The following is a 21624-nucleotide window of genomic DNA, read 5'->3' on the forward strand; positions in this document are numbered from 1 at the left end:
ACCGTTGCCGATCAGCCCTGAATGCCAACACCCGGCGGTGATACGAAGGCGTACACCGATGAGCTACTGACAGGTGGGGGGTATTGACCGATCTGCGCAGGCTGCTGGCTCCCACACGGCACGACGCCAGCGTTGAACGCTGGGACCACGACCGCGATGACAGGGGATGCAGGCATGAGCCGATCTCTTGAAGGAGTGGGTTCGAAAACCCGAGGAGCGCTGACTATAACCAGCGCTCGATGGATTGCGCAATCTAAACGAACAACCAATAGCCAAGCGCCGTCAGCACCACCACGGCCAACACGGGCCGCATCACTCGGTAGGCCTTGGAATGCTTGCGCTTGAATTGCTTGACCCGGCCGCTGATGCCGTCGCTGAACGTTTTGCTCCAGGCATAGGCCCGGTTGATGCCACCGACATGTTCATCATCCAGGTTCTGGGGCGCGGTGGCGCGGCCGAGGAATGCGCTGATGGTGCGGTTGAGGCGGGTCATCAACCGGCTTTTCAAGGGCCGCTCGACATCACAGAACAGAATCACGCGGGTCTGCGGGGTTTCGTTCTTGACCCAGTGCACATAGGTTTCATCGAACATGACGTCTTCGCCGTCGCGCCAAGCGTAGATCTGACCGTCGACGAAGATTCGGCAGTCGTCGGAATTGGGGGTCGACAACCCCAGGTGATAACGCAACGAACCGGCGAAGGGGTCTCGGTGGGGATTCAGATGGCTGTCACCCGGCAGCAGGGCAAACATGGCGCCCCGGACATTGGGGATCTGGCTGACCAGCGCGACCGTCCTGGGGCACAGCAGCTCAGCCGACGGCAGCGGTTTGTCGTACCACTTGAGGTAAAAACGCTTCCAGCCCTTCTTGAAGAACGAGCCGAAACCCGCGTCGTTGTTCTTCTCGGCAGCGCGAATGTAGCCCTCGTCGAACAGGTGCATGGCCTCGTCGCGGATGACTTGCCAATTGTCCTTGAGCACATCCAGTTCGGGGAATTTGCTGCGGTCCAGGTAAGGTTTCGAGGGCACGCCGGAGAACAGGTACATCAAGGTGTTATAGGGGGCGAACAGCGCCGAGTGGTTGACGAACTGCCGCAACACCGGCAAACGCGCCTTGCCACGCAAATGCACATAAAGCGTACTGCCCAAAAACAGCAGCAACACCAAGGCCTTGGCGACAAACGAAACGGTCATTTTACAACTCCTTGTCCAAAAACAACTGACAAAACGCCATCAGCCCAGCGCAGCGGCCGGCCATGTTATAGATCATGGCCTGACCGGGAAACCGTCGGGCGCAACATTCACTGTTGAGGATTACGCAATAATGACCTTCTTACCATGCGTGACCTGAACTTTGGCTGACGCCCGTCGATACCTTTCCAAATGTGATTTAACCGCCTGCCACATCCTGCAGACAGTTACTGCTTGATTTCCTGCTCGGTAAACAGATCACTGAACAACATGCTCGACAAGTACCGCTCGCCCGAATCCGGCAGGATCACGACGATGGTCTTGCCCTGCATCTCCGGTTTTTCCGCCAGGCGCACGGCCACGGCCATCGCCGCGCCACAAGAGATTCCGCAGAGGATGCCCTCCTCCTGCATCAAGCGCAGGGCCATGGCCTTGGACTCGTCGTCAGAGACCCGTTCGACCAGGTCAACGATCGACAGGTCAAGGTTCTTCGGCACGAACCCGGCACCGATCCCCTGGATCTTGTGGGGGCTGGGCTTGATCTCCTGGCCGGCCATCGCCTGGGTAATCACCGGCGAAACCTCGGGCTCGACTGCCACCGACAGGATCGGTTTGCCGCAGGTGTTCTTGATGTACCGCGAAACCCCAGTGATGGTTCCGCCGGTGCCCACACCGGCCACCAGCACGTCCACCGCGCCGTCGGTGTCGTTCCAGATTTCCGGACCGGTGGTTTTTTCGTGGATCGCCGGGTTCGCCGGGTTATCGAACTGCTGCGGCATAAAGTATTTGGTGGGATCGCTGGCCATGATCTCGGCGGCTTTGTCGATCGCCCCTTTCATGCCCTTCGCCGGTTCGGTGAGCACCAGCTCCGCGCCCAGGGCCTTGAGCACCTTGCGCCGCTCGATGCTCATGGAGGCGGGCATGGTCAGCATCAGCTTGTAGCCACGGGCGGCGGCGACGAACGCCAGGCCGATCCCGGTGTTACCCGAAGTCGGTTCGACGATGGTCATGCCCGGCTTGAGTTTGCCTGAGCTTTCAGCGTCCCAGATCATGTTCGCGCCGATCCGGCACTTGACCGAATACCCTGGGTTACGCCCCTCGATCTTGGCCAGGATGGTCACACCGCGCGGGGCAATGCGGTTGATCTGCACCAGCGGTGTATTACCGATGGAATGGGCGTTGTCAGCGAATATACGGCTCATGGCTGGGTCCTTGATGCAGCGGGAATGTAAGCCTTTAAAGGTATGCCTGTTGCCCATGGGCGTCCAGTTGCACCGAACGTTCCCGTTGTCGCGACAGTCAATGACATTAGAAGGCGCTCCCCCAACAAACGCTGGAGACTGACTGACATGAAGCGTCGATACCGTTGGCCATTGTGGGTTTTCGCCGCCATCGCCGCGGTGCTGGTGACCCTGCATTTCACCTTGCCTTACCTGGTACGTGATTACCTGAACGACAAACTGGCCGACATGGGCGATTACCGCGGCCGGATCACCGACGTGGACCTGGCCCTGTGGCGAGGTGCCTACCGGATCAATGGCCTGGAAATCGTCAAGGTCGACGGCAAGGTGCCGGTGCCGTTCGTCAGAGCACCGCTGGTGGACCTGTCTGTGAGCTGGCACTCGTTGTGGCATGACCATGCGGTGGTCGCCGAGGTGGAATTCGCCCGCCCGGAAGTGAACTTCGTCGACGGCGGCCCCAACCGCCAGAACTCCCAGACCGGCCGGGGCACCAACTGGCGCGAGCAGTTGAGCAAATTGCTGCCCATCACCTTCAACGAAGTGCGCATCCGCAATGGCGAGGTCACCTTCCGCAACTTCAACTCCAAGCCCCCGGTCAACCTGCGGGCCACCGACGTCAACGCCAGCTTCTACAACTTGACCAACGTGGTCGACACCAAAGGCAAGCGCGACGCCCGTTTCGAGGGCAAGGCCCTTGTGGCCGAACACGCGCCGCTGGAAATGCAGGCCACCTTCGACCCATTGAGCAACTTCGAGGATTTCGACTTCCGCCTGCGGGCCAGGAACATCGAGCTCAAGCGCCTGAACGATTTCGCCGCGGCTTATGGCAAATTCGATTTCAATGCCGGCCACGGCGACCTGGTGATCGAGGCTGAAGCCGATAACGCCAGGCTCAGCGGCTACATCAAGCCATTACTGCGCGATGTCGACGTGTTCGACTGGCAGCAGGACGTGGAAAACCAGAACAAGAACATCTTCCGCTCGGTCTGGGAAGCGTTGGTCGGCACAGGCGAAACGGCCCTCAAGAACCAGCGCAAGAACCAGTTCGCCACCCGGGTGGAACTCAGCGGCAATGTTCACCAGCAGGACATCAGCGCCTTCGAGGCCTTCCTGCAGATCCTGCGCAACGGTTTCGTCCAGGCGTTCAATGCCCGATATGAACAACCGCCGCCGTCGACCGATTAGCGCGACCACTGCTGTAGCGAGTGATGCTGCGAGCGCTGAATGTGGATCCCCTGTGGCGAGGGAGCTTGCTCCCGCTCGAGTGCGCAGCGCTCGCAGGCTTTTGGGGCCGCTTCGCAGCCCAGCGGGAGCAAGCTCCCTCGCCACAGACCGTCAGTCAGAAACGTATCGCCAAATTGGCGATACGCAATCTGGCAAGGCGCCGAGACTGAGTCAACATGTGACGCTCCATTCAGAGACTGAATACAGCGTCTGCGTTCACAGTCGGCGGGGCGCCGCGTTATAGTCGGGCACGATATTTATTTCCCGCGCCCCGCCTCGTCAGGCCGGCGACACCGTTCGAGGAATTGCAGAATGAAGTTCGAAGGCACCAGCGCCTACGTGGCCACCGATGACCTGAAACTGGCCGTGAACGCCGCCATCACCCTGGAACGGCCGCTGCTGGTCAAGGGCGAACCGGGCACCGGCAAGACCATGCTGGCCGAACAACTGGCCGAATCCTTCGGGGCGCGGCTGATTACTTGGCACATCAAGTCCACCACCAAGGCCCACCAGGGCCTCTACGAGTACGACGCGGTCAGCCGCCTGCGGGACTCGCAGTTGGGCGTGGACAAGGTCCATGACGTGCGCAACTACCTGAAGAAGGGCAAGCTCTGGGAAGCGTTTGAATCCGAAGAGCGGGTGATCCTGCTGATCGACGAAATCGACAAGGCCGACATCGAATTCCCCAACGACCTGCTGCAAGAACTCGACAAGATGGAGTTCTACGTCTACGAGACCGACGAAACCATCAAGGCCAAGCAACGGCCGATCATCATCATTACCTCCAACAACGAGAAGGAACTGCCGGATGCGTTCCTGCGCCGCTGCTTCTTCCACTACATCGCCTTCCCGGACCGCGTCACCCTGCAGAAAATCGTCGACGTGCATTACCCGGACATCAAGAAAGACCTGGTCAGCGAAGCGCTGGACGTGTTCTTCGACGTACGCAAGGTGCCAGGCCTGAAGAAAAAACCCTCCACCTCCGAACTGGTGGACTGGCTCAAGCTGCTGATGGCCGACAACATCGGCGAAGCGGTACTGCGCGAACGTGATCCGACCAAGGCCATCCCGCCGCTGGCCGGCGCCCTGGTCAAGAACGAACAGGACGTGCAATTGCTCGAACGCCTGGCGTTCATGAGCCGTCGCGGCACTCGCTGATCCTCTTCGTCTAACAAGAGCGAGGGCGATTGCCATGCTGCTTAACCTGTTCAATGAGATGCGCGCCGCCAAGGTGCCCGTGTCGGTGCGCGAACTGCTGGACCTGATCAACGCGCTGAAACAGCGGGTGATCTTCGCCGACATGGACGAATTCTATTACCTGTCCCGGGCGATCCTGGTGAAGGACGAACGGCATTTCGACAAGTTCGACCGGGCGTTCGCCGCGTATTTCAACGGCCTGGAAAAACTCGACGATCACCTCCAGGCGTTGATCCCCGAGGACTGGCTGCGCAAGGAGTTCGAGCGTTCGCTGACCGACGAAGAGCGGGCGCAGATCCAGTCCCTGGGTGGCCTGGACAAGCTGATCGAAGAATTCAAGAAACGCCTGGAAGAACAGAAGGAACGCCATGCCGGCGGCAACAAGTGGATCGGCACCGGCGGTACCAGCCCGTTCGGCTCCGGTGGCTTCAACCCCGAAGGCATTCGGGTCGGCGACGCCGGCAAGCGCCAGGGCAAGGCCGTGAAGGTCTGGGACCAGCGCGAATACAAGAACCTCGACGACCAGGTGGAACTGGGCACGCGCAACATCAAGATCGCCCTGCGCCGCCTGCGCAAGTTCGCCCGCCAGGGTGCGGCCGAAGAGCTGGACATCGACGGCACCATCGACCACACCGCCCGCGACGCCGGTCTTTTGAACATCCAGATGCGCCCGGAACGACGCAACACCGTCAAATTGTTGCTGCTGTTCGACATCGGTGGCTCGATGGACGCCCACGTGAAGATCTGCGAAGAGCTGTTCTCGGCCTGCAAGACCGAATTCAAGCACCTGGAGTATTTCTACTTCCACAACTTCGTCTACGAATCGGTGTGGAAGAACAACCTGCGCCGCACTTCGGAACGGACCTCGACCCAGGATTTGCTGCACAAGTACGGCGCCGACTACAAAGTGATCTTCATCGGCGACGCCGCCATGGCGCCTTATGAAATCACCCAGGCCGGCGGTAGCGTCGAACATTGGAACGAAGAAGCCGGTTATGTGTGGATGCAGCGCTTCATGGAGAAGTACAAGAAGCTCATCTGGATCAATCCGTACCCCAAGGACACCTGGGGCTATACCGCCTCGACCAACATCGTGCGCGAGTTGGTGGAAGACCGGATGTATCCGCTGACCTTGCGGGGGTTGGAGGAAGGGATGCGGTTTCTTTCCAAGTGATCCTTGGTGCCCTTCAGGGCCTCATCGCGAGCAAGCTCGCTCCCACATTGGATCTTCGTCATATATGAGATCCAGTGTGAGGATTTATTGTCTGTGCGGGCCTCATCGCGAGCAGGCTCGCTCCCACACTGGATCTCTGTCACACATAGGACCCTTGTGGGAGCGAGCTTGCTCGCGATGCTTTTAGCGGTTTAACAGCCCCTGCAAGCACTCAACCTGCTGGTGATGCGCAACCTCCTGCACCACCGGTCGCAACCGCACCTGCGCCCCCGGCAGGCATTGCGCCAACCGGGCCAGGGACAACGGGGTCAAGGCGCCCAGGCGTGGATACCCACCGATGGTTTGCCGGTCGTTGAGCAACACAATCGGCTGGCCGTCCGGCGGCACCTGCACGGCACCGAGCGCAATCCCTTCGGAAATCATTGCTGGCCCCTGATATTCCAACGCCGTACCCAGCAAGCGAATGCCCATGCGGTCGGCGCGACTGTCCAGCGTCCATGAGGTGTTGAACGCATCGAACAGGCTCTGTCCACTGAAAGCACCGTTCTGCGCCCCCAGGATCAAGTCCAGCGGCTGCGCTTGCTGGAAATCCGGAATCCGCGTGTGCGGCATGGGCCGAGGCGTCGCCGCGCCGCAATAGCTCAGGTGCTCGCCACGACTCAGCGCCCGCCCTCGCCCATCCAGGCCACCGAGCTCCTCACGCACCACCGTCGCCCGGCTGCCCAGCACCGCAGGCGCATTGAAACCACCGGGAGCGGCCAGGTAGGCCCGGGCACCGAGCACGGGCTGGGTGAGCGCCAGCACCTGACCTTTGCGCAAGCTGAAGAAGCGCCACGACGCCACCCCCTGGCCGTCTATCCGTGCGCCCAGGTCCGCTCCGGCCAATGCAAGCACGCAATCCTCTTCGGCCACCACGGTGAAACCGCCGAGGGTAATCTCCACCACCGCCGCCCCCAGGGCATTGCCGAGCATCCAGTTGGCCCAGGCCATCGACAACCAGTCCGCCGCGCCACCCTGGGTCACACCCAGATGCCTCACGCCGAAACGGCCGGCGTCCTGCAACAGGCACAGCGGGGTGCTGGCCTCGATCAACAACCGGCTCATATCTGGGCCTCCAACGGTGTGTCGTCGCCACCCAGCGCGATGAATTCGCCATGGTCCACGGGGGCAAAACGCACCGTGTCCCCCGGCTGCATCAGGCTGTAGCCATCGCGCTCGCGATCAAACAGTTTGGTCGGGGTGCGACCGATCAGGTTCCAGCCCCGGGCGATACCACCGGATACGCCGCGGTCTGGCGCTCGGCGATACCAACACTGCCCGCTGCCACGCGTTTGCGCGGGGTGTCGAGGCGCGGTGCGGCCAGTTCCTCGTCCACCAGCCCCATGAAGGCGAAACCGGGGGCGAAGCCCAGGGCAAACACCTGGTACTCGCGTTCGCTGTGACGACGGATCACCTGGGCGACCGTCAGCCCGCTGCGGTTCGCCAGCAGCGCAAGCTCCGGCCCGACACGGAGGTCGTACCACACCGGCAGCACGTGGCATTGGCCGGCGGACCGGGCATCCGGTGAAAGATTATTCAACGCCTCGTCGATCAATTCACGAGCCTGCACCGGGTTCAGGGCGAGCACATCGTAGTGCACCATCAACGTGGTATAGGACGGCACCAAGTCAATCAGATGCTCGGCAAACACCGCTCGCAGGCGTTCGCTGGCGGCGAGCATCCAGGGCATATTCGCCTCGGCGATCTCATCGAACAGGCGCACCATAAAGCAGTCCACCGCCACCACTTCCAAGCGTGCTCTCATGGCGCACTCTGCCGGTCCAGGGCTTCGCGGATGCGTTGCACAGCTGCCACGGAGCTGGCGTTGTCGCCGTGTACGCACAAGGTGTTGGCCATAAGGTGCAAGGCGCTGCCGTCACTGGCAGTCAACGCATCGCCGCGGGCGATGGTCAGGGCCTGCCCGACAATGACTTCGGGATCGTGGTGCACCGCGCCCGGCGCTTGCCGCGAAACCAGGCGACCGGCACTGTCATAGGCGCGGTCGGCAAAGGCTTCGAACCACAGGGTCAGGCCGTACTCGTCGCCCAGGGCCTGGGCGGCGCTGTTGTCCCGGGTCGCCATGAGCATCAGCGGCAATTGCCGATCATAGGTCGCGACGGCCTGGATCACCGCACGCAGTTGCGCCGGGTTGGCCATCATGTCGTTGTACATCGCGCCGTGGGGCTTGACGTAGCTGACCCGCCCGCCTTGCGCCCGGCAGATGCCGTCGAGGGCGCCGATCTGGTAGTGCAGCAAGTCCTGCAACTCCTGGGCGCCATAGGCCATGGAGCGGCGGCCGAAGCCCGCCAGGTCCTGATAGGCCGGGTGCGCGCCGATCCGCACGCTGTTGGCCAGGGCCAGGCTGACGGTCTTGCGCATGATGCTCGGATCGCCGGCGTGAAAGCCGCAGGCGATGTTGGCGCAATCGATGAAGGGCATCACCTCGGCGTCCAGACCCATGGTCCAGCTGCCGAAGCTTTCGCCAATGTCGCAGTTCAATAGCAGGCGGCTCACGGTGAACGCTCCTGTAGGTTCTTTCTTTTGATCATGGGGCCAAGCCATGAAGCCCAGGCCCCACAAGTTATCAGTTACTCGGCTTCCAACTGCTTGCCTTGGGTTTCCGGCAGGCTCAGGGCCGCGAGGATCACCACGCCATAGGACACTGCGGCGAACGCTCCGATACCCACGCTCAGCGGCACTTTCTGGCTCAGCAGACCAATCAACAGCGGGAACAATGCTGCCACCGCCCGGCCAATGTTGTAGCAGAACCCCTGCCCCGAACCACGGATGCGCGTAGGGAACAGTTCGGTGAGGAACGAGCCCATGCCGCTGAACATCCCCGACGCGAAGAACCCAAGGGGAAAGCCCAGCCAGAGCATCACGTCATTGCTCACGTGCAACTGGGTATACAACAGCACGATGGTGAAAGAGCCGACGGCATACAGGACGAAGTTCTTTTTCCGACCCAGGATGTCCGACAGGTAGGCGCTGACGACGTAACCGACGTAGGAACCGACGATCACCATCGCCAGGTAGCCACCGGTGCTCAACACGCTCAAGCCACGCTCATTCTTGAGGAACGTTGGCAACCAGGAGGTGATGGCGTAGTAACCGCCCAAGGCACCGGTGGTCAGCAACGAGGCACGAATGGTGGTGAAGAGGATGCCGGGGGCGAAGATCTCGTAGAATTTCGCCGGGTTGCTCGGCGTTTGCCGAGCCTTGGCCTGGCTATAGACTTCCGGATCCTTGACCAGCCGGCGGACGAAAATCACGAACACCGCTGGCACGATGCCGAGGATGAACAGTGCGCGCCAGGCGTCTTCCGGCGGCAACACCGAGAACAGCAGCGCATACAGGATCGCCGTCATGCCCCAGCCCAGCGCCCACCCCGACTGCACCATGCCCACCGCCTTGCCGCGATCCTTGGCGCGGATCACCTCACCCATCAACACCGCACCGGCAGTCCACTCGCCGCCGAAACCAAAGCCCATCAGCGTGCGGGCGATCAACAGTTGTTCGTAGTTCTGGGCAAAGCCGCACAGGAAAGTGAAGAAGGCGAACCACAGCACCGTCAGTTGCAGGGTACGCACCCGACCGATGCGGTCCGAGAGAATGCCCGCCACCCAGCCGCCAATGGCCGAAGCGATCAAGGTACTGGTGTGGATCAGGCCGGCCTGGCCAGTGGTAATGCCCCACATCGCGATCAGGGTCGGCACCACGAAACTGAGCATCTGCGTGTCCATACCGTCCAGGGCGTAGCCGATCTTGCAACTCCAGAAGGTGCGACGTTCCTGCTTATTGATGTTGCGATACCAATCGAACGGACCAGAACGGGCCTGGGGTTGGGGGACGCCGAGCGTGTCGGGTGCACTCATGGTGGTTTCTCCACGGTTTTATTGTTGTAAGTCTCAACGACGCTGACGTGGAGACCGATGCGTCGATTCTTGAGCGCGCGGCCGATCCCGTCCAACGAATAAAACCCTGGCTGGGTCATAAGAAAAACTTGATTGGGTTCATCGCAGGGCCTGACTGAACACTTTTGTGGGAGCAAGGCTTGCCCTCGATGAAGCTGACGCGGTCATTCAGAGACCGAGGCGTCTGTTTCGCGAGCAAGCTTTGCTCCCACGCAGCGGGGGATAGAATCCCCTCGCCACAAAAAAGCCCTATGAGCCGAGCGTCAGAGCCCGCGCAAATCCCGCTCTTCGATCGGCCGGCCCTGGCGCAGGCGCTTGCCGCCCAACACCACCCAGTCGATCAGGCGGAACAGGCATTCCAGGCCGAACGACAGCAACAACGCACCGCTGACACCCCAGATCATGGCCTCGGGGGTCAACAGGATCTGGTAGCTGTAGCCGTTCCAGGTTTCCTTGCGGATGTCCGGATCGGCGGCCAGCGCCACTTGCAGCAAGCGGATGTACCACGGGCCTTGCATCGCCTGGAACTGCTTGTCCAGGGCCTGCTGGCGCACGAGCAAGGTGTTCAGGCTGTCGGCGTCGCTGCGAAAAATCGGGTCTTCGCTGGCACGGTAATGGGCCACCAGGGCTTGCATGTCGCCCTTGAAGAACTGGTTGGCAGTGCCCTGGAACCCTTGCAGGCCGGTCTGCGCCTCGATCAGGTGGGCCTCGACCCGTTTGGCGTAATCATTGATGAAGCCCGGCACCTGGACCCCAACCAACAGGCCCACCGCGAACAACACCAGCCGTAGATAACTGAGCAACATAGCGTGACGTCCTTATTCGGTCCGGCCGTGGCTGACGCATTCGCCGCGTCGCCACAGGCTCCATTGGCCCGGTTCGTAGCGGGTCCAGGTTTCATTTTCGGTCAAGGGTTCGGTGGCAATCACCGTGACCACGTCGTTGGGCGTGGTTTCAGCCTGGAAATCGACAATCACATCCACATCCTTGAGGCGAGCCGGGCCGAACGGCGCACGACGGGTGATCTGGGCCAGTTTGGTCGAGCAATAGCAGAACAGCCAGTCGCCATCGCTGAGCAAACAGTTGAACACGCCTTTGCTGCGGTATTCAGCGCAGGCCTCGATCAACGACGGTAACAGCTGTTCCACCTCCACCGGTTCGGGGAAGGCCTGGCGCACGCGGTTGAGCAGATCGCAGAACGCCGCTTCGCTGTCGGTATCGCCCACTGGGCGGTAGAAGCTCACGCCCGGCTGGAAATCGGCGAGCTGGCCGTTGTGGGCAAAACACCAGTTGCGGCCCCACAACTCACGCACGAACGGGTGGGTGTTGGACAGGCAGACCTTGCCGACGTTGGCCTGGCGAATATGCCCGATCACCACTTCGCTCTTGATCGGATAGCGCTGCACCAGGTTCGCCACTTCCGATTCGCTGCTGGCGGCCGGGTCCTGGAACAGGCGCAGGCCACGGCCTTCATAGAAGGCGATGCCCCAACCGTCGCGGTGCGGCCCGGTCTTGCCGCCGCGCTGCATCAGCCCGGTAAAGCTGAACACGATGTCGGTCGGCACATTGGCGCTCATGCCCAATAACTCACACATGCTCGAACTCTCGCTTCAAGGGGCAGGCCCGGCTACAGGCGCGGTTCGATACGCGAACGCTGGGGATTGCTCGGCACGGGCGGGCGACCGTAACGGTCATCACCGGCCACGCCAAACGGTGGCTCGTCTTCCGGCTCATCGGCCGCGGCCGCGGCTTTTGCGGCGGCGGCCCGTTCCTTGCGAGCGTTAGCGGCCCGCTCGATGGGGAAGCGGACCAGCACCAAAATGAAGTAGAGGCCGAAGGCGATCATGCCGTACATGAGCAGATCGGAAGCCGCCCGCCAGACGTTGTTGCCGACTTTGAACAGCACGTCCAGGGCAACAATGGCCAGGGCCGGGGCGACCTTGTCCTTCACCGGATCAACAATGGTCGGGCAAAACAGCAACACCGCCATCAGCAACCGCAGCGGTTCGCGCAACCAGCGCCACATCCAGCGGGTCATGCGCATCCACACCAGCAGGCAGCCCAGGGCGGCGAAGGCGTAGAGGCCCCAGGCAATCAGATAGTCATTCTCGGTCATGGTGTCCATGGCAAGGCAGGCAAAGAGACGCTTATAGTAACGGCTTTTCGCTCGTCAGGCTGCCCCGGCGTCTGGCGAATGGCCTGTGTGGTTGGTTCTGTCCAGGCCACGTGTCTTTTTTCGTTCAACGTTCGAGAGCCTTTCATGTCCCTATCTGCCCACGTTTCCAACGCCCCGATTGCCCGCAGGGACGCCGGTGTTGACCCGTACGCCTGGTTGCAGGAACGCGACACCGACGCCGTGCTCGACTACCTCAAGGCCGAAAACAGCTACCAGCAGGCGCAACTGGCCGATCAGGCTGAACTGCGCGAAACCCTGTTCCAGGAGATCAAGGGCCGGATCCTCGAGACCGACCTGTCGCTGCCCTCGCCTTGGGGCCCGTACCTGTATTACACCCGCACCACGGCCGGTGACGAATACCCGCGCCACTACCGCTGCCCGCGCCCGGCCGACGACAGCCTGAGCGTGGATGAAAGCCGCGAACAACTGCTGCTGGACCCGAACGTGCTGGCCGGCGGCGGCTTCTTTTCCCTGGGCGCCTTCAGTATCAGCCCCGACCACCAGCGCCTGGCCTACAGCCTGGACACCACGGGCGAGGAGATCTACACCCTGTTCGTGAAGGAATTATCCAACGACAAGGTCAGCGAACTGTCCTTCGCCGATTGCGACGGCAGCATGACTTGGGCCAACGATAGCTTGACGCTGTTTTTTGGCGAGTTGGACGATACCCATCGCCCTCACAAGCTCTGGCGCTATCGCCTGGACGGCACTGCCGCCGAGCAAGTGTTCCATGAGCCGGACGGGCGTTTCTTCCTGCATTGCTACCGTTCGAGCTCGGAAAAGCAGTTGATCCTGTCCCTGGGCAGCAAGACCACCAGTGAAGTCTGGGTGCTGGACGCCGCGCAACCGCAGCGCCCCTTTACCTGCCTGGCGCCTCGCGTGGAAAACCATGAATACGACGTCGACCACGGCCTGCTCGATAACCAATGGACCTGGTTGATCCGCAGCAACCGCGACGGGATCAACTTCGCCCTGTACCAGGCCGCCGATACGGGCGTGGCGCCGACCGAGGCTGACTGGCAGAACCTGATCCCCCACAGCGACACGGTGATGATCGACGGCCTGAGCCTGAACGCCGGGGCCATGACCTTGAGCCTGCGTGAGGGCGGCTTGCCAATCATTGAAGTGCACCCACAGGGCTTGCCGGCCTATCGGGTGCAACTGCCGGATGCGGCCTACAGCCTGCATGTGCAGAACAGCCTGGAATTCACCAGCGACCGCATTCGCCTGCGCTATGAGGCCTTGAATCGTCCGGCGCAGATCCGCCAGTTGGACCTGGCCAGCGGCGCACAGGTGGTGCTCAAGCAAACCCCGGTGCTGGGCCCGTTCGACGCCGATGCCTACGTCAGCCAGCGGCTCTGGGCGACCGCACCGGACGGCACCCAGGTGCCCATCAGCCTGGTGGTCAAGCGCGAAGCCCTCGGCCAGCCGGTACCGCTGTACCTGTACGGCTACGGGGCCTATGGCGAAAGCCTCGACCCGTGGTTTTCCCATTCGCGGCTGAGCCTGCTTGACCGCGGCGTAGCGTTTGCCATCGCCCATGTGCGGGGCGGAGGCGAGCTGGGGGAAGCCTGGTATCGCGCCGGCAAGCAGGAACACAAGCACAACACGTTCAGCGACTTCATCGCCTGCGCCGAACACTTGATCGGCAACGGTTTCACCACCGCCGAACAACTGGCAATCAGCGGCGGCAGCGCCGGTGGCCTGCTGATCGGCGCGGTGCTCAACCAACGCCCGGAGCTGTTCAAGGTTGCGATTGCGGAGGTGCCGTTCGTCGACGTACTCAACACCATGCTCGACCCGGACTTGCCGCTGACGGTCACCGAATACGACGAATGGGGTAATCCAGAGGAGCCGGACGTTTATGATCGGATCCGGGCCTACGCCCCGTACGAAAACGTCAGCGCCCAGGCCTACCCGGCGCTGCTGGTGATCGCTGGTTACAACGACAGCCGTGTGCAGTACTGGGAAGCGGCCAAGTGGGTGGCGAAATTGCGGGCCACCAAGACCGACGACAACCCCCTGCTGCTCAAGACCGAACTGGGCGCCGGCCATGGCGGAATGAGCGGGCGCTACCAGGGATTGCGTGACGTAGCGCTCGAATATGCATTTGTCCTGAAGGTTTTGGGGATGGCCTGAGGAACTCTGTGGGATGGCCGGGTCTTAGCTCCATGCGCCAGTCCATGATGCAACCACAATCCACTGTGGGAGCGAGCCTTTGTGGGAGCAAGGCTTGCCCGCGATGGCATCAGCTTGATCTGATAGACAGACCGAGTCGCCTGTATCGCGGGCAAGCCTTGCTCCCACAAGAACCGGTTATGGGTATCGTCTTACACCCAGGCCAGCCCAAACCTGTAACAAACACAAGAAAAAGACCGTGCCGACATGTCAGAACCGACCTTACTGAACAAAGAAATCCGCGACTGGTTGATGGACTGCGGTCTGTTCGACCAGTTGCTGCCTGTCGACTTCGCCGCGGCGTCGGGCTATTTCAGCATCAGCGCCATCGCCGAGGGTGAAGCGATTTTCCACGAGGGAGATGCCGGCAGCTTCATGTGCATCATCCACACCGGCCAGGTGGCCGTGCAGAAAACCGGCCCCGACGGCCAACCCGTGACCATCGCCACACTGCGAAGTGGCCGGGCATTCGGTGAAATGGCCGTGCTCGACGGAGAGCGACGCTCGGCCAGTTGCATCGCCGCCAGCGATTGCCAGTTGCTGAATCTGGGCAAGGACTCCCTGGAGAAAATGCTCAACGACGCCCCCAAGATCGCCGCCAAGATCATCCGCGCCCTCGCCGTCTCCCTGTCCAAGCGCCTGCGCATGGCCGATGGGCAGTTGTTGTCGCAGCAGGTCTGACCCCCTCAGTCAGTTGAAACACAGAACCTGAGAGGGGTGCCTGTGGGAGCAAAGCTTGCTCGCGATAGCGGTGTTGCATATGCCGACGTCATCGCGAGCAAGCTTTGCTCCCACAGAGTTCACCGCAATGCTCGAACCCACCGTTTTTTACCATTCAGTTGTTTCACCGACTGGCTACAGGGTTACCCCCCGGCGACTTGGCCTTCGGCGCTTGCGGTTCCATACCCGGTATCGGCTGGTCCTTGGGTGGCTTGGGCATTTCGATGGGGGCAGCAGGGGCGGCCCGCCGCTTCCGGGGGCAACCTTGGGCACACCGCTGGGGGTGACCGGCGGATAGGGCATGGGGGTGGCGGTGCCAGGCGACCCGGGAATGCTCGGTGGGTTGACCGGAATCGTCGGTTGTTGAGCCTGTGCGTCACTTATAGAGAGCGCCGCCAGGGCAATGGCCGTTAGAATGATGCACTTCATCAATGGCTCCGTGGCTATTGTCTGCTTTAAGGCTAGTCGTTACCGCGCGGTTTGCCCTCCTACGAGATTTCCATGAAACGTTTCGTTCTGCTCGACACCACGCCCATCCCTGATAACGGCGGTGCCCTGTGCCTGTTCGAGTACGGCGAAGACTTCGTCATCAAGATCCAGGGCGGCGACGGCGGGCAGTTGATGAACACCCGCATGCACGGTTCCGAAGATGCCCTGGCAGAGATTCCCTGCCGCAAGGTGGCCGGTCGTCCTGGCTCGCGCGTGCTGATCGGTGGCCTCGGCATGGGCTTCACCCTCGCCTCGGCACTCAAGCACCTGGGCAAGACCGCCGAAGTGGTGGTGGCCGAGCTGGTGCCCGGTGTCGTGGAGTGGAACCGTGGCCCCCTGGGAGAAAAGGCCGGGCGGCCGCTGTCGGACCCGCGCACAGTGATCCGCATGGAGGACGTGGCCAAGGTGCTGCAAACCGAACCCCAGGGTTTCGACGCGATCATGCTCGATGTCGACAACGGCCCCGAAGGCCTGACCCAGAAAGCCAACAGTTGGCTGTATTCGGCCGGTGGCCTGGCCGCCTGCGCCAAGGCCCTGCGGCCCAAGGGCGTGCTGGCGGTGTGGTCGGCCAGCGCCGACCGACAGTTTTCCGACAAGCTGAAGAAAGCCGGTTTCAAGGCCGAAGAAGTGCAAGTGTTCGCCCATGGCAACAAAGGCACCCGCCACACCATCTGGATTGCCGAGAAGCTCAAGGGCTGAGCTAAACTCTGTCCAACCGTCATCCGTCTTGTCTACAAAGGTGAACCCATGAGTTCGTCAACACCACCGTCCAACACCGCCAAATTGGACCGCATCCTCGCCGACGCCCAGCGCGATCGGGAGATGGGCTACCGCGACAAAGCCCTGAAAATGTACCCCCATGTCTGTGGCCGCTGCGCCCGTGAATTTTCCGGCAAGCGCCTGAGCGAACTGACCGTTCACCACCGCGACCACAACCACGACAACAACCCGCAGGACGGTTCCAACTGGGAACTGCTGTGCCTGTACTGCCACGACAACGAGCACTCGCGCTACACCGACCAGCAATATTTCGGCGACGGCTCCCTGAGCACCCCGAAAATCGCCAAGGCGACCCACAACCCCTTCGCCGCACTGGCCGGGTTGATGAAAAAAGACGAGTAATCCAGCGTTGTGGCGAGCCCCGTTTTGTGGGAGCAAGGCTTGCCCGCGATGAAGCCGATGCGGTCTTTCAGAAACCGAGGTGCCTAGTTCGCGAGCAAGCTTTGCTCCCACAGATTGTGTGAGCCATACATCTCGAACCTGACCACCCTCCCCCATTCCCCGTATAATCGCGCCTTTTCCCCAAAGGCACCCCGCCCGTGGCCAACAAACGCTATAGCTGCATCGGTCTGTTCAACCCCAAGTCACCGGAAAACGTCGGTTCGGTCATGCGTGCCGCCGGCTGCTACGGCGTGGCGTCGGTGTTCTACACCGGCAAGCGCTATGAGCGTGCCGCCGACTTCGTCACCGACACCAAGAAAGTCCACTACGACATCCCGCTGATTGGTATCGACGACCTGAAGAAAATCCTGCCCCTGGGCTGTGTGCCCGTGGCCGTGGAACTGGTGGAAGGCGCCCGTCCGTTGCCCGAATACACCCACCCGGACCGGGCGCTGTACATCTTCGGCCCCGAAGACGGCTCGCTGGACAAGGACATCCGCGATTGGTGCGAAGACGTGGTGTACATCCCCACTACCGGCTGCATGAACCTGGCCGCCACGGTCAACGTCGTGCTGTACGACCGCATGGCCAAAGGCAACAACACCCGTTCGGGGCCACAATTCCGCTGATCGGCGCAACATTCGATTGAACAAGGCAATCGCTCGGGCAGTCAGCTTTATACCAATCCCCACACCGGAGACAGATCATGAGCGATAACAACCCGTTCGAGCCGATTGAGACCACCCCTTTCCAATCCCATCCGCCACAAAACGTGCATGGCTGGGAACGCATTGGCTCACTGGCCGGCGGTGTGCTGATGATGGGCAAGGGCTTGCGCCGTGGCGGTGTGCTCGGCCTGGCTCAACTGGCGATCGGTGGCATGGCGCTGGCGCGGGGGATCACCGGGCATTGCTCGGCCAAGGCCTTGCTGGAAAAGAACCGTCAGAACTTCAACAGCGCCCGCGCCCGCATCGAGCAGGCCGGTGAGGAGCTGGGTCGCCTGAAGGCCAATGCCGAGGCGGCAACCAGTACCGCTACGGTGACGGGGAATGATTCGTTGGATTCGCCGAAGGCTGGGCTCTGATTTTGCAGTGCCGCTGATGGCCTCATCGCGAGCAAGCTCGCTCCCACAGGGGACCGCATTCCAGTGTGGAAGCGAGCTTGTGTGGGAGCGAGCTTGCTCGCGATAGCGGTGTCACTGAAGTAACCGAGTATCCAGCACAGTAGAGCTCCCCTCCAGGATGCTTTCGCTGAGCTGCACAAATTCCTGGGTGTCGACCGTTTCCAAGCGCATCGCCCCCTGCAACACATCATCCAGCGAACGCTTGTTACGGGTTTTCAGGCGAATCTCGCGGTCCAGCTCCTGCAGCAGCAACACCGCCTTGGCCACTGCCGCGGGGCTGATCTGTTCGCCGCGCAAGGTGGTGACGCCCTTGCTGTCGCGGGCAAGCCGGTCATTGAGGGTCTGATAGCGCTCATCACTCACGCCACCGGCGCGGCGCAGCAATTCGATGGCGTAGTACTCGGTCAGCCCCTCGCTGATCCAGTCGCTACGATCATGATCATTGACCCGGGCCAGCGCCTGCACCAACTCCCGCAACAACGGGCTACTACCGCGCTCGCTGACCAGCGGCGGACGGCTGTGCAGGTAGATCGAGTCGTGGCCGGCCTGGGCCCCACGCCACAACGGATCACCGGCGCCGACAATCAGCAACTTGGCCGGATGGCGCGGCACCAGCGCTTGTACCTGCGGCCAGACGAATGTCAGCAGCGTCAGCACATCCATCCGGCGCATGCCTTGGCCTTGGGGCGAAGCCACCGTCACCTCGGTTTCGCCCAGACGGGTACGGCGGCTACCCAGTTTGCCGGCGAGCATCCAGCCCGTGGGGCGGTCGAACAGGCGCGAGGGGTTGTCGATGCGAAAGCGTTGCTTGCCGATGCGCGGCCAAGGCGTCTCGATGCTTTTCCAACCATCAGGCAATTCAACCTCAAGACGGGCCACCAGTTCGACGCCGTCCTGCTGGTCGAGCTTGGCCGACGGCACCAGCTCATCGCCCCGCAGCAATGCCCACGTCGGGGTCATGCGGGTTTCGTAGGTACCCGTCTTGCGCGCATGGCTGATGCGCACCCGGTAGCTCAGGCTGGCCTTGTCGGCTGACGGGCGCCAGACACCTCGCGCCTCTTGGCCAGGAGTGAGTTGCCATTGGCCGTCGGCCTTGAAATCGCTGTAGCGACTGCCGTCGCCGAGGTCGAAATCCAGGCTGCGCACCGCCGAACCCCGGGCCAGCGTCAGGCGCACTTCGGCCTGATCGCTCTTGGGCAACAGGTGCACGTGATAATCCAGATCGACTTTCTGCGCCGCCCACAGCGGCCCGCACATCGCCAGCAGCCCGGCGGCCAGCATCCGTTTCAATCCTGCTGCCATGGGTTCTCCCTGAAGTGCGCCGCCCGATGGCTCAGCCGGCACGGAAAATCAGATGATCTTCCCAATCGTCTTCCGGCACGCTGCCTTCGGCCAGCATACGCCCGGACTGGGAAATGCGTTCGTGGTGCACGGCATCGCGATCACCGCAGACCAGGTGGTGCCACAACGGCAAGTCCTTGCCCTCGCTGACCAGCCGATAGCCACAGGTCGGCGGCAGCCACTTGAACTCATCGGCCTTGCCCGGTGTGAGCTGGATGCAGTCGGGGACAAAGTCGCGACGGTTGGGATAGTCGGTGCACTGGCAGGTTTTCAGGTCCAGCAGTTTGCAGGCGATGCGCGTGTAGTAGACGCTGTTGTCGTCTTCGTCTTCGAGTTTTTGCAGGCAGCACAGGCCACAGCCGTCGCACAGCGATTCCCACTCCTGCAGATCGAGCTGATCGAGGGTTTTGCGTTTCCAGAACGGTTCGACTTTGGCGGCCATGGCTCAAGCATCAACATCAGGTGGTGAGAAGGCCGACAGTCTAGTGCCCGGACCTCGCCAGGCCAAGCATTGGCGACTGTCGGTATGCAGGGGCTTGTCAGGTCGCGTGGCGGGACGTAGGTTGCTTCATTTATCTTCCCGAACCCAGTCAGGTAAGCCCATGAGCACCAACCCTCGCATCGCCGACTACGCCATTGACCCCCAGTTCATCGAACGCTGGTCGCCGCGCGCCTTTACCGGCCAGAGCATTGCCGAAGAAACCCTGCTGGGCTTTTTCGAAGCCGCACGCTGGGCACCGTCGGCCTACAACTCCCAGCCGTGGCGTTTCCTGTATGCGCGCCGCGACACGCCGAATTGGGAGCGTTTCCTGGGCCTGCTCAATGAATTCAACCGCGGTTGGGCCCAACACGCCTCGGCACTGGTGATCATTGTTTCGAAAACCACTTTCGCGGTGCCCGGCGCCACTGAGGAAACCCCGGCGCAGTCCCACACCTTCGATACGGGCGCGGCCTGGGGCCACCTGGCGCTGCAAGCCAGCCTCAGCGGCTGGCACACCCACGGCATGGCCGGTTTCGACCAGGAGTTGACCCGCAAGGAACTGAAGATCCCGCAAGGCTACGCCCTGCACGCCGCCGTGGCGATCGGCAAGCTGGGGGACAAATCGACGCTGGCCGAATACCTCCAGGCCCGTGAAGTCCCGAGCCCGCGTCGGCCGTTAAGCGAACTGGTGGCAGAAGGCAATTTCAGCCTCTGATGCGACACAGGCCTTATGTGGGAGCGAGCTTGCTCGCGATGGCGGCGTGTCAGTCACATTGATATCTACTGACGCACCGCTATCGCGAGCAAGCTCGCCCCCACAGTGGGTCTCCAGCGCCTACAAATCCACGGTCACCCACAATTCCTTGCTCGCGATGGCGGTCTTTCAGGCACATCCATACCGGCTGGCCCGCCCCAAAAGGGGCATCGCAGCAGGTTTCAGTAGCCCCGGCTGAAGTCCACTTCACCGCGCAACGCTTCACCCGCCTGGTAGGCCCGCAGGTTTTCCAGGAACAACTGCACCATCATCGGTGGCGAGGTCGGTGCCGAGCTGTGGCCGGTCAGCAGCAGGCCCCAGGCGGTCCAGAAGGGGTGGCGCTGTGGCAGCGGCTCCTGGCGACAGACGTCGATCACCGCACCGGCCAAGTGCCCTTCCTTCAGGGCTTGCACCAGGTCCGCGTCCACCACCGCTACGCCACGGCCGACGTTGATGAACAACCCCGTCGGCTTGAATTGCTTGAACAACGCCGCGTCATAGATGTCATGGGTATCCGGCGTATTGGGCAGCAGATTGATCACGTAATCCACTTCGCCGACCAGGCGTGGCAAGTCCTTCAACGCTCCGACTTCGATAAACGGTGCCAACGCCCTCGCTTCGCTGGCGATGCCATACAACTGCACGCCGAACGGCGCCAGGAACTGCGCCACGCGTTGGCCGATGTCTCCGGTCCCGACGATCAACACCTTGCGTCCGGCCAGGCCTTGTCCCTGGCGATTGTCCCACTTGCGCTCGACCTGGCTGACCAACCGTGCCAGCACCTCACGCTCATGGCCGAGCATGTAGGTCAGCACGTACTCAGCCATCACCTGGCCGAAAATGCCCACCGCACGGGTCAGGCGGTAATTGCGCGTCAAGCCTTCGGCCAGCAACGGCGTGATACCCGCCCAGGTCGATTGCAGCCAGCTGGGTCTATGGCCTTGACGCAACAGGGTCGCCAGCAGATCGGGCTGGCCGAGCCAGACCGGACAATCGGTGGCCAGTCGCGACAACTCGGCGGAGTCGCCGCTGGTCAGGACTTCAATATCGGGTGCCGCTTGACGCAAAAGCTGGGCGTACACCGGGTGGTCGTGTTCGGCAATCAGAACGCGCATGAATCAAACCTTTCAAAAACAGTGCAGACAACCGCCGACAGAGTGTCGCTCCATCCCTGCGATCGTCGTCAATAAACCCTTCCAGTGTTTTTCCAAAGGCCCCCAGAA

21 protein-coding genes and 2 pseudogenes are annotated in these 21624 nt (G+C 61.8%); 10 read left to right on the forward strand and 13 right to left on the reverse strand.

What is annotated here, in order from left to right:
• Positions 1-253: 253 nt before the first annotated feature.
• Positions 254-1192 carry an aspartyl/asparaginyl beta-hydroxylase domain-containing protein gene (locus KI237_RS22540; RefSeq protein ID WP_212797126.1) on the reverse strand — a complete coding sequence of 313 codons (939 nt, stop codon included), beginning with the start codon at positions 1190-1192 and terminating at the stop codon, positions 254-256.
• Positions 1193-1416: 224 nt separating this feature from the next.
• Entirely contained in the window at positions 1417-2391 is a 975-nt protein-coding gene (cysK, locus tag KI237_RS22545; protein ID WP_212797127.1) for a cysteine synthase A, read from the reverse strand.
• Positions 2392-2538: 147 nt separating this feature from the next.
• On the opposite strand from cysK, the gene KI237_RS22550 reads away from it, so the two are divergent.
• From KI237_RS22550 to KI237_RS22560, 3 genes are all read left to right on the forward strand, one after another.
• Positions 2539-3615: a DUF748 domain-containing protein gene (locus KI237_RS22550; RefSeq protein ID WP_212797128.1), complete on the forward strand. Its 1077-nt coding sequence runs from the start codon at positions 2539-2541 to the stop codon at positions 3613-3615.
• 351 nt (positions 3616-3966) lie between these two features.
• Positions 3967-4812, forward strand: coding sequence for an AAA family ATPase (locus KI237_RS22555; RefSeq protein WP_003184225.1), 846 nt, complete (start codon positions 3967-3969; stop codon positions 4810-4812).
• A 34-nt stretch (positions 4813-4846) separates the two neighbouring features.
• On the forward strand, positions 4847-6025 hold the full coding sequence (locus KI237_RS22560; RefSeq protein WP_003198888.1) for a vWA domain-containing protein: 1179 nt from the start codon (positions 4847-4849) through the stop codon (positions 6023-6025).
• A 183-nt stretch (positions 6026-6208) separates the two neighbouring features.
• Here the strand turns inward: KI237_RS22560 and KI237_RS22565 are convergent, their stop codons facing one another.
• From KI237_RS22565 to KI237_RS22595, 7 genes and pseudogenes are all read right to left on the reverse strand, one after another.
• Complete coding sequence (locus KI237_RS22565; protein WP_212797129.1) at positions 6209-7129, reverse strand: 5-oxoprolinase subunit C family protein; 921 nt, start codon at positions 7127-7129, stop codon at positions 6209-6211.
• Positions 7126-7829: pseudogene (locus KI237_RS22570) on the reverse strand (5-oxoprolinase subunit B family protein). Before KI237_RS22570 ends, KI237_RS22565 begins: the two are co-directional and overlap by 4 nt.
• Entirely contained in the window at positions 7826-8578 is a 753-nt protein-coding gene (locus KI237_RS22575; protein WP_212797130.1) for a 5-oxoprolinase subunit PxpA, read from the reverse strand. The pseudogene KI237_RS22570 and the gene KI237_RS22575 overlap by 4 nt, the downstream one beginning before the upstream one ends.
• Positions 8579-8652: 74 nt before the next feature.
• On the reverse strand, positions 8653-9939 hold the full coding sequence (locus tag KI237_RS22580; protein WP_212797131.1) for an MFS transporter: 1287 nt from the start codon (positions 9937-9939) through the stop codon (positions 8653-8655).
• A 302-nt stretch (positions 9940-10241) separates the two neighbouring features.
• The gene (locus tag KI237_RS22585; RefSeq protein ID WP_212797132.1) at positions 10242-10784 is read right to left on the reverse strand and encodes a DUF2937 family protein; all 543 of its coding nucleotides are present in this window, start codon (positions 10782-10784) and stop codon (positions 10242-10244) included.
• Between the two features lie 12 nt (positions 10785-10796).
• The gene (locus tag KI237_RS22590; protein ID WP_003198875.1) at positions 10797-11573 is read right to left on the reverse strand and encodes a class II glutamine amidotransferase; all 777 of its coding nucleotides are present in this window, start codon (positions 11571-11573) and stop codon (positions 10797-10799) included.
• A gap of 32 nt (positions 11574-11605) precedes the next feature.
• Positions 11606-12103: an MFS transporter gene (locus KI237_RS22595; RefSeq protein ID WP_212797133.1), complete on the reverse strand. Its 498-nt coding sequence runs from the start codon at positions 12101-12103 to the stop codon at positions 11606-11608.
• Positions 12104-12238: 135 nt separating this feature from the next.
• Between KI237_RS22595 and KI237_RS22600 the strand changes: the two genes are divergently transcribed.
• Entirely contained in the window at positions 12239-14293 is a 2055-nt protein-coding gene (locus KI237_RS22600; RefSeq protein WP_212797134.1) for a S9 family peptidase, read from the forward strand.
• Positions 14294-14539: 246 nt separating this feature from the next.
• Positions 14540-15013, forward strand: a complete 474-nt coding sequence (locus KI237_RS22605) for a cyclic nucleotide-binding domain-containing protein (RefSeq protein WP_057449793.1) — start codon at positions 14540-14542, stop codon at positions 15011-15013.
• A 163-nt stretch (positions 15014-15176) separates the two neighbouring features.
• Here the strand turns inward: KI237_RS22605 and KI237_RS30630 are convergent.
• Positions 15177-15481, reverse strand: a pseudogene (locus KI237_RS30630) (hypothetical protein).
• Positions 15482-15553: 72 nt separating this feature from the next.
• On the opposite strand from KI237_RS30630, the gene KI237_RS22610 reads away from it, so the two are divergent.
• The 4 genes from KI237_RS22610 to KI237_RS22625 all read left to right on the forward strand — a co-directional run bounded on the left by KI237_RS22610 (position 15554) and on the right by KI237_RS22625 (position 17786).
• Positions 15554-16240 (forward strand): spermidine synthase, encoded by a 687-nt coding sequence (locus KI237_RS22610; protein WP_212797135.1) that lies wholly within the window; start codon positions 15554-15556, stop codon positions 16238-16240.
• Positions 16241-16288: 48 nt separating this feature from the next.
• Positions 16289-16663, forward strand: a complete 375-nt coding sequence (locus tag KI237_RS22615; RefSeq protein ID WP_003184246.1) for a YajD family HNH nuclease — start codon at positions 16289-16291, stop codon at positions 16661-16663.
• A gap of 197 nt (positions 16664-16860) precedes the next feature.
• Positions 16861-17331 carry an RNA methyltransferase gene (locus KI237_RS22620; RefSeq protein WP_003198862.1) on the forward strand — a complete coding sequence of 157 codons (471 nt, stop codon included), beginning with the start codon at positions 16861-16863 and terminating at the stop codon, positions 17329-17331.
• A 77-nt stretch (positions 17332-17408) separates the two neighbouring features.
• Positions 17409-17786, forward strand: coding sequence for a YgaP family membrane protein (locus tag KI237_RS22625; RefSeq protein ID WP_212797136.1), 378 nt, complete (start codon positions 17409-17411; stop codon positions 17784-17786).
• A 111-nt stretch (positions 17787-17897) separates the two neighbouring features.
• Here the strand turns inward: KI237_RS22625 and KI237_RS22630 are convergent, their stop codons facing one another.
• Positions 17898-19127 carry a hypothetical protein gene (locus tag KI237_RS22630; RefSeq protein ID WP_212797137.1) on the reverse strand — a complete coding sequence of 410 codons (1230 nt, stop codon included), beginning with the start codon at positions 19125-19127 and terminating at the stop codon, positions 17898-17900.
• A gap of 31 nt (positions 19128-19158) precedes the next feature.
• On the reverse strand, positions 19159-19608 hold the full coding sequence (locus KI237_RS22635) for a YcgN family cysteine cluster protein (protein ID WP_018607524.1): 450 nt from the start codon (positions 19606-19608) through the stop codon (positions 19159-19161).
• Between the two features lie 160 nt (positions 19609-19768).
• Between KI237_RS22635 and KI237_RS22640 the strand changes: the two genes are divergently transcribed.
• Complete coding sequence (locus KI237_RS22640; RefSeq protein ID WP_212797138.1) at positions 19769-20362, forward strand: nitroreductase family protein; 594 nt, start codon at positions 19769-19771, stop codon at positions 20360-20362.
• 221 nt (positions 20363-20583) lie between these two features.
• Here the strand turns inward: KI237_RS22640 and KI237_RS22645 are convergent, their stop codons facing one another.
• Complete coding sequence (locus KI237_RS22645) at positions 20584-21516, reverse strand: D-2-hydroxyacid dehydrogenase (protein ID WP_212797139.1); 933 nt, start codon at positions 21514-21516, stop codon at positions 20584-20586.
• Between the last annotated feature and the right edge of the window lie 108 nt (positions 21517-21624).

The organism is Pseudomonas sp. St316, assembly GCF_018325905.1.
GTDB lineage: Bacteria > Pseudomonadota > Gammaproteobacteria > Pseudomonadales > Pseudomonadaceae > Aquipseudomonas.